Source organism: Ruegeria sp. K3, from assembly GCF_056531845.1.
This window is the reverse complement of record NZ_JBQFMM010000006.1, coordinates 96,453-110,083: the sequence shown is the minus strand read 5'-3', so window position 1 is coordinate 110,083 and position 13,631 is coordinate 96,453. Positions and strand designations below refer to the sequence as shown.

The window sequence follows — 13,631 nt, the reverse complement described above, 5'->3', positions numbered from 1 at the left end:
TATTGAGCGGCGCAAATTGACACGGGTCGAATTAGTTTGGGCTATTGAGTGATATCACACACCCGGAAACACCAACTCAAATCGCGCACCGGTCTTGGAAGGCACCAGCAAAATCCGCCCGCCATGTGCCCCCAACAGGTTTGTAACGATGGTCAGGCCCATCCCGGTCCCTCCCTTCTCGCGCGCGGTTGTAAAGAATGGGTTGAAGATGCGGTCCCGATTACCGTCGGATATGCCGGAACCATCGTCTTGGACAACCAATCGACCGAGTTCTGCGTGCAGGACCACCTGCCTTGCCCCGTGACGGCGTGCATTGTCCAAAAGATGTTGCAGGGCAATTTTCAGGCCAGAGGCTGCAAGGTTCAATGCCTGATCGCCGCCTTCTATGCTGATGTCCAATTCGGGAAACGAAGCGCGTAACTGATCGGCAAGATCGTTCAGGCTTGCCTCCCCATGATGTTCCGGCACTCGTGCCTGTGCAACCGTGTTAAGAGCGCTGAGCTGCGTTTGCATCTGATCGCTTGCGCCCAATATCTGTTGCAGCAATGCGTGATCCTGGTCCGAGAGCGTTTCGGCCTCGGCCAACAACTCTCCTGCCGCACGGATCGCGGTGACAGGGGTTTTCAACTCATGCGTGACATGATCTGCAAAGACGCGGATCGAAGCTTCGCGCCGTTGCAGTGTATCCGCCATGCTCAGAACCGAACCGGCGAGGCGCGACAGTTCTTGTGTGCCGTAGTGATCGGGCGGCTCGGCGCGTTGCCCTTGTTCAATGGCCCCTGAATAGGTCGCCAGCGACGTTATGGGGCGGAGCAGAAGCCGAACCATAAGGTATCCGACCACTCCGGTCGCACATCCGATCACGATCGCCAGCAAGCCCGCAGCGTTTCGAAACCCGATCTCAGGTCCAAGATACCGCAGCGCGATCAGACCCAGCAGAGACAGGGCGAGCGTACCCGCGAGACCTCCGCCAAGAACAAAACCCAGCGAAGGGCGCCATTTGCGTCTCAGCCCGGCCATGCACCCATCCGCAATCCGATCCCATGCACGGTTTCGATGGCACCGGCCCAGCCCTGATCCCCCAACTTGCGTCGTAAGTTCCGCAAATGACTATCCAGTGTCCTATCCGAGACCGGACTGCCTGCGCCATAAATCGCATCAACCAATTGTGGTCGCGAGACGATGGCGGCGGGCGTTTGCATCAGGCGACGCAAAATCGACAGCTCGGTTGCGGTTAAGGCAAGCGCATTGCCGTCGACCCGAACCAAATGCGCCGACACATCCATTTCAACCGGGCCATGCCGCAGGAGAAGCTCTGCAGCACCCGGTTTGCTGCGTTTCAGGATGGCTTTGATCCGTGCAACCAACTCACGGGGGCTGAAAGGTTTGGTCACGTAATCATCCGCTCCCAACTCGAGGCCCAATATGCGATCAATCTCGTCATCACGCGCGGTCAGGAACAAGATTGGTACGTCCGAGCGTGCCCGCAAGCGGCGACAAACCTCAAGCCCATCGATCTCAGGCAGGCCGACATCCAGCACGACAAGATCAGGCGCTTCCCGCATCGCGTGGGTTAGAGCCATTTGGCCATCGCGGGCGGTAACCGTTTGGTAGCCCGCGCGCTCAAGCGTGATCGAGACCAGCTCTCGCAGGCGTGGATCATCATCCACGACGAGGATTTTCATCTACCTTCTCCGGCATGGGTTCGACGGCCAGATTACGGATCACCCGATCTGCGCGAAAGCCCCAATTCCTCCAATTGTCGACGACCGGAGGGGTTACGCAATTGCGTACCCGTTTGTCCTTCAGCAACTCTGCCGCCGCCATCTCATTGAGCTGACATGCGTAGTAGGCATCAAACCGTATCGGATTTTCCAGATTCCAACGGGCGATTAAGGCTGAAAAATTCACGAAGCAGCATGCATAGAGCACGCCAATCCCCAGGATCGCAGATCGCAGCAATAACCAACGGTTCGATTTACCCAGCAAAATTTGCCAACCGGTCAGACACAAGCCCACAGCAACCAGCGCCATCCATATTGCCGCATGAACACGCAAATAGGTCAGCCCGTAGAAATCAACGTAAAGCGACAGGCGCATCAGCGATGAGATCACCAGCAGTACATTCTGCGCCAGCCACAGCATCATCCATCTTGTCAGCCCCTGCCGCTCGTTCAGATAGGGTCGCGCGGCCAAGGCAAATGCGCCCGCCAGCAAAGCTGTGACCAAGAGTGGGTATGCCCCGCGATGAGCATATTCAGCATAGGTCATCCCCTCGGGCAACTTGGCATTGCCCCAGAGAAAGACCATGTCCATCCCAGTTTGCACCGCCAGCAGCAAGTTGAACACCATTAGCGCATTGGCAACGGATTGGGCATTCAAGCCAAAGGCAGGCAATGGGCGCTTGCGTCCGGGGCCAAATCGGGGGGCAAGCAAGTCAGGCCGCAGGGTGACCGCAAGAAAGGGCCAGATCGTGATTGCCGCCCCGATCCAGAATAGCAGTCGGTCGAACCGCAGATCAAATCGCCAAATCCGATCGATCCAATCAGACAAGACCGGATTGGCCGCAACCATCAGCGAAGCAAAGATCAGTGCGCCTCCGATCGGGAAACTCCAGTTGCGCAGTGTACGAAGGGCAACCCCGTCAACGCGGGAAACCGAATGACCTTTCTGAACCGCCACTATCCCGTGTCTGAGCGCCAATATTGGAAACAGAGACAGAAACCGGCGAACCGAAGCGACCTCATGATTGCCCAGCACGGCCCAACACAGCGCAATGGTCGATCCACCCAGCAAGAAAGCTACGGACAGGGCTTGAACATATTCCACCACCGGAAGAATGCTAAGCAGCAAAAGAAGGGCTGGCCCGACAAGTCCACCACGGCGGCGCAGTAAGGCAAACACGACAGCGGAAAACGCCAACGTAAAGAGTGCGATTGAAAGGCCAGGAGAATGGTCGAAAAACAGAAAATCGGCGAGCGCAACCAGAAACACCAAACCCAAAAAAGCGTGGAGATTGCCGGGTTCCGCTAAGCCATCGGCTCGGTTTGTGCCTCGATCAGGGGTGTCCAGCCACCAACTATCTTGTAAAACTGATGCCGGTACACCGCGCACGATGAACTGTCCCATTTAACTGCTCCTTGTTTGTGTTGGTTCTGTCTGGCCTAGCCAGGTGCAGATCACCGCGTAAGGGTCGTGCATTTTTTGTGCAGAGGTGCTTTTCGCAGCGCAGCCTCTTCCCCTTGTGCGTGCCGGTGGCTAAGACGATCTTCCAACCGCAAGTCAGGAGGCCCCTTTGGACCGTATCGCCCGCACCATCGCCACCGAGATTAACGCCCGCGCGGAACAGGTTGGGGCCGCGGTCAGGTTGTTGGATGAAGGTGCGACCGTGCCCTTTGTCGCCCGTTATCGGAAGGAAGTGACCGGCGGGCTGGATGATACCCAATTGCGCACCCTTTCTGAGCGACTGAATTATCTGCGTGAGCTTGAGGCCCGGCGCGAGGCGATTCTGTCCTCGATCAAGGATCAGGGGAAACTGACGGACGATCTGGTGAAATCGATCGCCCAAGCCGAAATCAAGGCGCAGTTGGAAGACATTTATCTGCCGTACAAGCCCAAACGCCGGACCAAGGCGATGATTGCCCGCGAGAATGGTCTGCAGCCGCTGGCCGATGCGATTCTGTCGGACCGGTTGGCTGAACCAGAAGGGCTGGCTGAAGGGTATCTGATTGAGGCTGTCCCCACGACCAAAGACGCGCTGAATGGTGCACGGGACATCATCACAGAGCGGCTTACCGAAAACGCTGCTTTGCTGGGAGAGCTCCGAAACTTCATGCAACGTGAGGCGTTGCTGAGCGCAAAGGTCGTCGAGGGCAAGGAACAGGAAGGTGCCAAGTTCAGCGATTACTTTGATCATTCCGAGCTTTGGTCGAAAACCCCGTCACATCGAGCGCTGGCAATGTTGCGCGCCTCGAAGGAAGGGATCGTAACGCTAGACATTGCTCCCGAACCCGAAGCGGGCGCCGCGCGGGCCGAGGCCATGGTTGCGGCTCATCTGAACACGCGCGGTGATACTCCTGGTGACAAGTGGCTACGCCAGGTCGCGGGCTGGACATGGCGGGTCAAGCTGTCGCTGTCGATGATGGTCGAGCTGATGGCCGACCTGCGCAGCCGCGCACAAGACGAGGCAATTCAAGTGTTTTCGCGCAACCTAAAGGATCTGCTATTCGCTGCTCCGGCGGGGGCACGTCCGACGCTTGGGTTGGATCCCGGTATTCGCACCGGGGTTAAAGCCGCCGTGGTGGATGCAACCGGCAAGGTGGTTGCAACGGATACGCTATATCCGTTTCAGCCCAAGAATGATCTGCGTGGTGCACAAGCGGCAATCCTGAACCTTATCGCTACACATAAAATCGAGCTTATAGCCATCGGCAACGGCACAGCCAGCCGCGAGACTGAGCGTTTGGTGGCCGATACGCTGTCGCTTCTGCCCAAGACCGTCAAAGCGCCCACCAAGGTCGTCGTTTCCGAGGCTGGAGCCTCGGTCTACTCGGCATCCGAGCTTGCCGCGCGCGAATTTCCCGACCTCGACGTCTCGCTACGTGGAGCGGTCTCGATTGCCCGCCGGCTACAAGATCCCTTGGCTGAACTGGTCAAGATTGAACCCAAGAGCATCGGCGTCGGTCAGTATCAGCACGATGTTGATCAGCACCGCTTGTCACAGTCACTGGAGTCGGTGATCGAAGATGTGGTGAACGCTGTGGGCGTGGATCTGAATACAGCTTCAGCCCCCTTGCTTTCGCACGTCTCGGGTCTGGGACCGGGATTGGCCGAGGCGATCGTCACGCACCGAGATATTCATGGTGCCTTTGCGTCTCGCAAGGATTTGCTAAAGGTGGCGCGTCTTGGTCCACGCGCCTTCGAGCAGTGTGCAGGTTTCCTGCGAATTCGCGACGGTTCAGAGCCTCTGGACGCCTCCTCGGTTCACCCCGAGGCTTACGATGTCGCCCGTCGGGTAGTGGCAGCATGTGGGCGCGACATTCGCCAAATCATGGGGCATGAAGGCGCGCTGAAAGACCTGCGCGCCGAGCAGTTTTTGAGTGACACCTTCGGCTTGCCAACGGTTCGCGACATTTTCACCGAATTGGAGAAGCCCGGCCGAGACCCGCGACCCAGTTTCAAAACGGCGTCGTTTACGGACGGGGTTGAGGAAATCACGGACCTGAAGCCCGGCATGGTGCTGGAGGGTACCGTCACCAACGTCGCCGCCTTCGGCGCGTTTGTCGACATTGGCGTGCATCAGGACGGGTTGGTTCATGTCAGCCAACTGGCCGATCGGTTCGTGAAGGACCCGCATGAGGTGGTCAAAACCGGGCAAGTTGTCAAAGTGACGGTGGTCGAAGTCGACGTTCCACGTAAGCGCATTGGGCTGTCCATGCGCAAGGACGGTGGTGCTTCGGCACGCGAGGGCAATGCACTCCGTGGCAAGGGCAAACCGGCACGAACACCCAAGCCAGGGGAACAGCGGCGCAGCCATGGGGGTCAGAGCACCCAGAACGGGGCCTTTGGTGACGCTCTTAGAGACGCCTTCAATAAACGTTAGGCGGCAACCCTGTCATAGGGCTAAATACGAGGCGTGTTTCTGCATGACCTACATTCACCTAAGCCCCGGCAGACAGAAAGAAAAGCAGGGCGCTAACATTCGGGTGTTGCAACTCGGACCATGATCTGGATGATGCTGGCCCATGATGGCCGAAAAATTCGGCCAACCGTATGAAAATGCGGCCACAACAAAAAATGGGGAGACGACTTATGTCATTCAAAACTCTGATGCTTGCCGCCAGTGCAACGGCGATGATCGCGGCGGGCGCTTCGGCGGAGACGCTGCGATGGGCCCGTGCAGGTGATGCGCTGACGCTGGACCCGCATGCGCAAAACGAAGGCCCGACCTCGGCCATGGCGCACCAGATCATGGAAACGCTGGTGATGCGTGATCACTCAGGCGCACTGGTTCCATCGCTGGCGACCGAATGGGCACCATCGGAAGAAAATCCGAATGTCTGGGTGTTCAAACTGCGCGAGGGCGTTACCTTCCACGACGGTGCCGAGTTCGACAGCGAGGATGTCGTGTTTTCGCTGAACCGCGCGATGACGCCGGATTCGGATTACAAAGAACTGCTGGCGTCTGTGAAAGAGGTGCGTGCGCCCGACAAGTTCACGATCGAGATCGAAACTGACGGCCCGAACCCGATCATGCCCAACAATCTGACCAACATGTTCATGATGGACAAAGGTTGGGCCGAGGCAAACAACGCCGTCAAGGTTCAGGACTATGAGGGCGGCGAAGACACGTTTGCGGCCAAGAACGCCAATGGCACCGGCCCCTACAAGCTGGTCAGCCGCGAGCCCGACGTGAAAACCGTCCTGGCCGCCTATGACGGCTATTGGGGCAAGGATGAGTTCCCGCTGCAGGTGACCGAGATCATCTATACGCCGATCCAGAACGCCGCGACCCGTGTTGCCGCGCTGCTGTCGGGTGAGGTTGATTTTATTCAGGACGTGCCCGTACAGGACCTCGAGCGTGTAGCCGGAACCGATGGTCTGGACGTACGCACCGCGCCGCAGAACCGGGTAATTTTCTTTGGCATGAACATGGGCGACGCTGATCTGACCTCGGACAATGTGGATGGTAAGAACCCGCTGGCTGATGTCCGCGTTCGACAGGCGATGTCAAAAGCGATCAATCGTGATGCGATCAAACAGGTCGTGATGCGTGGTCAGTCTGCTCCTGCTGGTATGATCTCACCTCCGTTTGTGAATGGTTGGGATGCAGATATGGATGCGTCCTCGTCAACCGATATCGAAGGGGCCAAGGCGTTGATGGCCGAAGCAGGCTATCCTGATGGATTCTCGCTGACCCTGAACTGCCCGAATGACCGCTACATCAATGATGAGGCGATCTGTCAGGCAGCGGTTGGAATGCTGGCCCAGATCGGCGTCACAGTTAACTTGGACGCCAAACCGAAAGCCCAGCACTTCCCGTTGATCAACAACCTAGAAACAGATTTCTACATGCTGGGCTGGGGTGTTCCGACTTATGACTCGGAGTACATCTTCAACTTCCTCGTCCATTCGAAGGGCGAAAAGTACGGCTCGTGGAATGGCACACGCTACTCCAACCCGGATCTGGATGCCAAAATCGTGGCCCTTGCCTCTGAAACTGATCTACCCGCACGTGATCAGCAGATCGGTGATATCTGGCAGGTTGTTCAGGATGAACAGCTCTATATCCCGATCCACCATCAGGTGCTGAACTGGGGCATGAAATCGGGCGTGGGCACCATCGTCGAGCCGGAAGATTCACCGAAGATCAAATACTTTGAGATGAACTAAACTATCCTCTGTGATGGTATGCAGGGCGCGGAAACGCGCCCTGTTCTTGTTTGCGCCGTCGGTAACGGACCTGTGATCTCGGCGCAGGAACGGCTTTACGTGGCAGCGAAAAAGCTGGATTGTTTCAGCGCTAACAGGGAGATTTCGCCATGATCCTCAGAAACAGTGCAATCGGCCTGACCATGTTGCTTGCAAGCACCGCGCAGGCGGCCGAATTCAAGTGGGCCTCGACCACCGATCCGCAGACGATGGACCCTCACGCGGTCAACTCGGCCCCAGTTCTCGGGTTCCTGAACAACGTCTACGAAGGGCTGGTCCGCCGCGGTAAGGATATGAGCGTTGAGCCCGCGTTGGCTGTCAGTTGGGAGCCAATCGGCGACGGCGAAGGATGGCGGTTCAATCTGCGTCAGGGCGTGACCTTTCACGACGGAAGCAGCTTTGACGCGCAAGATGTGCTGTTCAGCTACCAACGCGCCTCGGGTGAGGCGGCGGACACGCGCAGTTGGTTCGCTCCTGTCAGTGACGTCATTGTAGTTGATGACTACACCGTTGATATCATGACCACAGCACCTAACCCGCTGTTTCCGTCATCGATTGCCAACTGGATGATCATGGATCAAGACTGGACTGAGGCCAACGACGCCGTGGTCCCCGACAAAGAAACCGGAAACTACGCCACCATCAACGCCAACGGCACCGGCGCGTTCAAGGTGACCGAGCGCGAGCCGGGTCTTAAGACCGTGTTGGAACCTTATGAAGGCTGGTGGGGGGATGTTGAACACAACATCACCCGTGCAGAATTTAATCCGATCCAAAATCCTGCCACGGCCGTAGCGGCGCTGCTATCGGGCGATGTGGACATGATCAACCCGGTCCCCATTCAGGACGTCGCACGGCTGCAGCAGAACGCAGAGGTCGATGTCATCCAGGGCATTGAGGCGCGCGTAATCATGCTGGGCTTCGACCACGAGGCTGACACGCTGAAATACACAGACGATGCGGGCAAACCCAACCCGTTCCGTGACGCGCGCGTGCGGCAGGCAGTTGCGCAAGCGGTGAATGTCGACGCCATTCTGGCCACGATCATGCGCGGAAATGCCGAGCCCGCATCGCAGCTCGTCAGCCCAGCCATGAGCGGGTTCTCCGAAGCCAACGCCGGACGCCCCGCGTTTGATGTGGAATCGGCAAAGGCGCTGCTGGCCGAGGCCGGATATGCAGATGGTTTCTCATTTGGCCTGAAATGCCCCAATGACCGCTACCTTAATGACGAGGCCGTCTGTCAGGCCGTCGTTGGTATGCTGGCTCAGATCGGGATCACCGCCGAGCTGGACGCGATGCCAGTGCGGAACTATTGGCCGGAACTGCGCGAAGATAATTACGACATGTACCTGCTGGGCTGGAGCCCCGGTACGTTCGACGCCGAGCATCCGGTCCGGTTCCTTGTCGCAACCCCCAACGAAGAGAAAAAGCTGGGTAGCTGGAACTTCGGCGGCTTCTCGAATGCACGTGTCGATGAGCTGTTGCCGATGATCCAGTCAGAACTGGATGAGGCCAAGCGTCAGGCGATGCTGGACGAGGTTACCCAAATCTATCAGGACGAACACGTTTATGTGCCGATGTATGTCCAGCCGTTGGTTTGGGGCACGCGCAGCAATGTCGAGGTCACGCAGCGTCCGGACAACTTCTTCCTGCTGCGTTGGGTGAATGTGAATTGATCGGCGGCAACGTCGCGTTGGGTTGACAGCACTCTCTTGACCATCTGGTCAAGGTCGGCCTAGAGAGACCGATCTACGAGGGAAACATATGCTCGCATATATCGTCAGACGGATGTTCCAGTCCGTCATAGTGCTGTTGGTCGTGGGGTTGGTCGCCTTTTCGATGTTCCGATTTGTTGGCGACCCGATCGACAACATGCTGGGGCAAGAGCGCACGCAGGCCGACATTGACCGCCTACGGACCGAACTTGGGTTGGACCAACCCTTTGTTGTGCAATACGCCAAGTTCCTGCAAGGCGCTGTTCAGGGCAATTTCGGTGTGTCTTATCGCCAGGGGCGACCGGTCTCGACCATCCTGGTGGAACGCGCCCCGGCGACGTTGGAATTGGCCTTTGTGTCCGGCTTTCTTGCGATCACGATGGGCATTGCCCTCGGTGTCTTTACTGCAATCCGACGACAAGGGATCGCTGCCAATGTGATCATGACTGTTTCCTTGATCGGGGTTTCGCTGCCGACGTTCCTTATAGGTATCCTGCTGATCTATGTTTTCTCGGTTGAACTTGACCTACTGCCCAGTTTCGGGAGGGGCGAGACCGTTATGATTGGCAGTTGGTCCACCGGGTTTCTGACGACCTCGGGGCTCAAGGCGTTGATATTGCCTGCAATCACGCTGGGCCTCTATCAAATGACACTGATCATGCGGCTTGTCCGGTCCGAGATGCTGGAGGTTCTGCGCGCTGACTATGTCCGCTTTGCCCGCGCCCGAGGGCTGTCGGACCGGGTGATCAATTTCCGCCACGCGCTGAAGAACACTCTTGTGCCGGTGATCACCATCACGGGCCTTCAGCTGGGGTCGATCATCGCTTTTGCCATCATCACCGAAACGGTGTTCCAATGGCCGGGCGTCGGCTTGCTGTTCATCAACGCGATCCAGTTCGTGGATATCCCCGTTATGGCTGCCTATCTGATGCTGATCTCAGTGATGTTCGTGACAATCAACCTGATTGTCGACCTTCTGTACTATGCCATTGACCCGCGCCTGCGTGTCGACGCGAGGGCCACATGACCGAAACGATGGAAACCCCGAAAGTCGCGCCTAAATCGCGTATGGCTAAATTCTGGGACAGCGATTTCGCCTGGTCTTTCCGGCACTCTCCGGTAGCCATGATCGCATCTTTGGTCGTGGTCATTCTGGTGCTGGCGGCGATCTTTGCCCCGCTGATCGCGCCATATAACCCGTTCGATCCAGCAACACTGAACCTGATGAACGGGTTCACACCGCCAGGTACGCCCAATGCGTTCACGCAAGAGACCTTTTTGCTAGGCACGGATGACCAAGGGCGCGATGTGTTCTCGACCATCCTCTACGGGTTGCGCATTTCATTGTTCGTAGGTGCCTCTGCTGTGCTTCTTGCCTTGATCATCGGCGTGATCCTCGGTCTGATCGCTGCGTATTTCGGAGGTTGGATCGAGACGCTGATCATGCGTATCGCAGACGTGCAACTGACGTTCCCGGCCATTTTGGTCGCAATGCTGATCTTTGGGATTGCCAAAGGAATCACTCCGCCGGAATACCGCGATGAGATGGCAATCTATGTTCTGATCATCGCGATTGCGTTGTCGGACTGGGTGCAGTTCGCACGCGTCGTCCGTGGTGCTGCTCTGGTCGAGAAAAACAAAGAATATGTACAAGCCGCGCGCCTGATCGGGCGTGGATCGTTCCCGATCATGTTCCGTCACATCCTACCCAATGTCCTCAGCCCTGTTCTTGTTATTGCGACCATCTCGCTGGCGCTTGCGATCATTGCTGAGGCCACATTGAGTTTTCTGGGTGTGGGCGCTCCCCCGACCCAGCCGTCGCTGGGGACACTAATCCGGATCGGGCAGGGTTTCCTGTTCTCGGGCGAATGGTGGATTTTGTTCTTCCCGGCCTGCACGCTTCTGGCCCTTGCCCTGTCGGTCAACCTGTTGGGCGACTGGTTGCGCGACGCGCTGAACCCAAAACTGCGGTGATTTCATGAGCCTTCTGACCATCCAAGACCTCACCGTCGAATTCCCGACCCGCCGCCAGCTGTTTACCGCAGTGGACCACGCCAGCCTTTCTGTAGAACCCGGCGAAATCCACGGACTTGTGGGCGAATCCGGGGCAGGTAAATCCACCATCGGCGCTGCCGTGATGGGCCTTCTGGAACGCCCAGGTCGCATTGCCAGCGGCCAGATTAAGCTGGGCGGCGATAAGATCAGCGGCATCGATGCCGAGGCGATGCGCGGGCTACGCGGCAAGAAGATCTCGATGATCTTTCAAGACCCGCTTACGTCGCTGAACCCGCTATTTACAGTGCGCGAACAACTGGTCGAGACGATCCAGGCCCATCTGGGTGGATCCGAGGCCGAAGCAAGCAAGCGCGCCCGTGATTTGATTGATCGCGTTGGCATCCCAGACCCGGATACTCGGCTGGATCAGTACCCGCACCAGTTCTCGGGCGGCATGCGGCAACGCGTGGTGATTGCTCTGGCACTTTGCACCGAACCGGATGTGATCATCGCCGATGAACCCACGACGGCTTTGGATGTTTCCGTTCAGGCCCAGATTCTGGACCTGATCAAGGAACTGGCACAAGAGCGTCAGGTGGGTGTCATCCTGATCACCCATGATATGGGCGTGATCGCCGATACAACTGACCGCGTGACCGTGATGTATGCGGGCAAGGTGGTTGAAAGCGGCACCACGGCACAGGTGATGGGCCAGCCGCAACACGAATACACCAAGTCCCTGATCGCCGCGGTACCACGCCCGACGCTGAAACTGCATCGTTTCCCTCAGATCAGCTATGGCGGGCGTGAAACGCGTTTCGCGATCGAGGATATGGCACGCCACTGGCCCAAGGTGGATAACGACGCCAGCAAACCGATCTTTGAAATCCGCAACCTGACGAAGAAATTCCTGCAAAAGCGTGGATTACTGCCTTGGGATCGTACCTACTTCACCGCTGTCGACAACGTCAGCTTTGACATTCGTTCAGGTGAGGTCTTTGGGGTTGTCGGTGAGTCCGGATCGGGCAAGTCCACCGTCGCGCGGATGATTGCAGGGCTCTATCCTGTGGATGGTGGTACCATCACCTTTGACGGACAACTGGTAAGCGATCTGAGTAATCGTACGGTGCAGGAAGAGTACCGCAAGAACATCCAGATGATCTTTCAGGACCCCTACTCGTCTCTCAATCCGCGTATGCGGGTGGATGAAATTGTGGCGGAGCCGATCCGCCATCACCGCCTGATGGAAGGTGCCGACGTCAAGCGCCGCGTGGACGAATTGCTGGATCAAGTGGGGCTGGGGTCAGAGGCCGGGCTGAAATATCCACATGAGTTCTCGGGCGGTCAGCGCCAGCGTATTTCGATTGCCCGCGCATTGGCGACACAACCCCGGTTCCTGATCTGCGATGAGCCCACAAGCGCGCTCGACGTTTCGATCCAGGCGCAGATTTTGAACATCCTGAAAGACCTGCAAGAGCATCTGGGCCTGACCATGCTGTTCATTAGCCACGACCTACCTGTGGTGCGCCAGATGTGTGACCGAGTCGCGGTCATGAAACAAGGACAAATCGTCGAGGTTCAGGACACCAGCGATCTGTTTGCCAGTCCGAAAACCGAATACGCGCAAGAACTGTTGCGGTTGATGCCGAAACTCGATGACCTGTCGACTGACGGGCTTGGGGTCGAAGCAGAATAGGGCCGCGACACCCGTCGCAGGCGCTCCGTGACTAGAGGCCTTGTTCGAATGCCCGGAACTCGGCAGCGATAGCCGCAGCTGCTATCGCCAGCAGACGCTCGCCATCCTGAGGATTGGCCAAAGCTGAATGCGATCCAACGCGGCCATCCGGAAAGTCCGCGCGATGCTCGTCGGGTGGACCATGGCGATCCCCTGCGTGATCCCGGATGTATTCGGCGCTGAGTTTCTGGGGCGGCTCAGCGGCCTGATTGGCAGGCAATGGTCCAAGCAAAGACTGGGTTATGGCAATCTCCGAGGGGGTGGCGTGCATCCCTTCCCAATCACCATAGAGCTGCTGCCGCAATACGTTCACAGCGTTCGGCTCCCACCAGCTACGGATCAGCAATTGACCACCAGCAATTTCGCTTTCGATCTGCCGAAGAGGCGCCAGATTGGCCCCGTGTCCGTTCACTATGAACACTCCAACGAAACCTTGCTGCAAGAGCCCCCGGATCACCTCATCTGCGATGATGCGAAAGGTTTCGGCTGAAATAGACACCGTTCCGGGAAATCCCGTGTTGAAAGGCGCTGGCGTGTAGGCCAGCGCCGGAGCGACGATACCCTCGCATTGCCTGGCGGCAGCGAGTGCGACAGCCTCGGCGCAAATCGTGTCGGTGCCAATGCGACCCATCGGGCCGTGCTGCTCGGTCGATCCAACCGGCAGCAACACGGCCGCTCCGGCATTGATACGAGTGTCAACCTCGTACCATGTCATGTGCTCAAGTTTCATGACTTTGAAAACTCTCGCAGGCGCT

10 protein-coding genes are annotated in these 13,631 nt (G+C 57.7%); 6 read left to right on the top strand and 4 right to left on the bottom strand.

Going from position 1 to position 13,631, the window contains the following annotated elements; all coding sequences use genetic code 11:
* Window positions 1-54 precede the first annotated feature (54 nt).
* The 3 genes from ACR0MP_RS12590 to ACR0MP_RS12580 are packed head-to-tail and all read right to left on the bottom strand — an operon-like array spanning window position 55 to window position 3,129.
* The gene (locus tag ACR0MP_RS12590; protein WP_170422740.1) at window positions 55-1,020 is read right to left on the bottom strand and encodes a sensor histidine kinase; all 966 of its coding nucleotides are present in this window, start codon (window positions 1,018-1,020) and stop codon (window positions 55-57) included.
* Complete coding sequence (locus ACR0MP_RS12585; protein ID WP_170393903.1) at window positions 1,008-1,685, bottom strand: response regulator transcription factor; 678 nt, start codon at window positions 1,683-1,685, stop codon at window positions 1,008-1,010. The genes ACR0MP_RS12590 and ACR0MP_RS12585 overlap by 13 nt, the downstream gene beginning before the upstream one ends.
* On the bottom strand, window positions 1,663-3,129 hold the full coding sequence (locus ACR0MP_RS12580; RefSeq protein WP_480886580.1) for a DUF4153 domain-containing protein: 1,467 nt from the start codon (window positions 3,127-3,129) through the stop codon (window positions 1,663-1,665). The genes ACR0MP_RS12585 and ACR0MP_RS12580 overlap by 23 nt, the downstream gene beginning before the upstream one ends.
* Window positions 3,130-3,295: 166 nt before the next feature.
* Here ACR0MP_RS12580 and ACR0MP_RS12575 point away from each other — a divergent pair, with 166 nt between their 5' ends.
* From ACR0MP_RS12575 to ACR0MP_RS12550, 6 genes are all read left to right on the top strand, one after another.
* On the top strand, window positions 3,296-5,602 hold the full coding sequence (locus ACR0MP_RS12575) for a Tex family protein (RefSeq protein WP_480886578.1): 2,307 nt from the start codon (window positions 3,296-3,298) through the stop codon (window positions 5,600-5,602).
* Window positions 5,603-5,811: 209 nt separating this feature from the next.
* Window positions 5,812-7,392, top strand: a complete 1,581-nt coding sequence (locus tag ACR0MP_RS12570; RefSeq protein WP_170393897.1) for an ABC transporter substrate-binding protein — start codon at window positions 5,812-5,814, stop codon at window positions 7,390-7,392.
* A 149-nt stretch (window positions 7,393-7,541) separates the two neighbouring features.
* The gene (locus ACR0MP_RS12565) at window positions 7,542-9,107 is read left to right on the top strand and encodes an ABC transporter substrate-binding protein (protein WP_170407338.1); all 1,566 of its coding nucleotides are present in this window, start codon (window positions 7,542-7,544) and stop codon (window positions 9,105-9,107) included.
* Window positions 9,108-9,195: 88 nt separating this feature from the next.
* A complete protein-coding gene (locus tag ACR0MP_RS12560) occupies window positions 9,196-10,173 on the top strand; it encodes an ABC transporter permease (RefSeq protein WP_170407340.1) in 978 nt (325 codons plus the stop codon).
* Window positions 10,170-11,120: an ABC transporter permease gene (locus ACR0MP_RS12555; protein ID WP_170407343.1), complete on the top strand. Its 951-nt coding sequence runs from the start codon at window positions 10,170-10,172 to the stop codon at window positions 11,118-11,120. The genes ACR0MP_RS12560 and ACR0MP_RS12555 overlap by 4 nt, the downstream gene beginning before the upstream one ends.
* 4 nt (window positions 11,121-11,124) lie before the next feature.
* Window positions 11,125-12,837, top strand: a complete 1,713-nt coding sequence (locus ACR0MP_RS12550) for an ABC transporter ATP-binding protein (protein WP_170736041.1) — start codon at window positions 11,125-11,127, stop codon at window positions 12,835-12,837.
* 31 nt (window positions 12,838-12,868) lie between these two features.
* Here the strand turns inward: ACR0MP_RS12550 and ACR0MP_RS12545 are convergent, their stop codons facing one another.
* Window positions 12,869-13,606, bottom strand: coding sequence for a creatininase family protein (locus ACR0MP_RS12545; protein ID WP_170407349.1), 738 nt, complete (start codon window positions 13,604-13,606; stop codon window positions 12,869-12,871).
* Window positions 13,607-13,631: the final 25 nt, after the last annotated feature.

Bases quoted from the DNA above. Each gene is read 5' to 3' on its own strand.
- ACR0MP_RS12565 (WP_170407338.1), top strand. From the start codon at position 7,542: ATGATCCTCAGAAACAGTGCAATCGGCCTGACCATGTTGCTTGCAAGC.
- ACR0MP_RS12545 (WP_170407349.1), bottom strand. From the start codon at position 13,606: ATGAAACTTGAGCACATGACATGGTACGAGGTTGACACTCGTATCAAT.
- ACR0MP_RS12550 (WP_170736041.1), top strand. From the start codon at position 11,125: ATGAGCCTTCTGACCATCCAAGACCTCACCGTCGAATTCCCGACCCGC.
- ACR0MP_RS12570 (WP_170393897.1), top strand. From the start codon at position 5,812: ATGTCATTCAAAACTCTGATGCTTGCCGCCAGTGCAACGGCGATGATC.
- ACR0MP_RS12555 (WP_170407343.1), top strand. From the start codon at position 10,170: ATGACCGAAACGATGGAAACCCCGAAAGTCGCGCCTAAATCGCGTATG.
- ACR0MP_RS12585 (WP_170393903.1), bottom strand. From the start codon at position 1,685: ATGAAAATCCTCGTCGTGGATGATGATCCACGCCTGCGAGAGCTGGTC.
- ACR0MP_RS12560 (WP_170407340.1), top strand. From the start codon at position 9,196: ATGCTCGCATATATCGTCAGACGGATGTTCCAGTCCGTCATAGTGCTG.
- ACR0MP_RS12580 (WP_480886580.1), bottom strand. From the start codon at position 3,129: ATGGGACAGTTCATCGTGCGCGGTGTACCGGCATCAGTTTTACAAGAT.
- ACR0MP_RS12590 (WP_170422740.1), bottom strand. From the start codon at position 1,020: ATGGCCGGGCTGAGACGCAAATGGCGCCCTTCGCTGGGTTTTGTTCTT.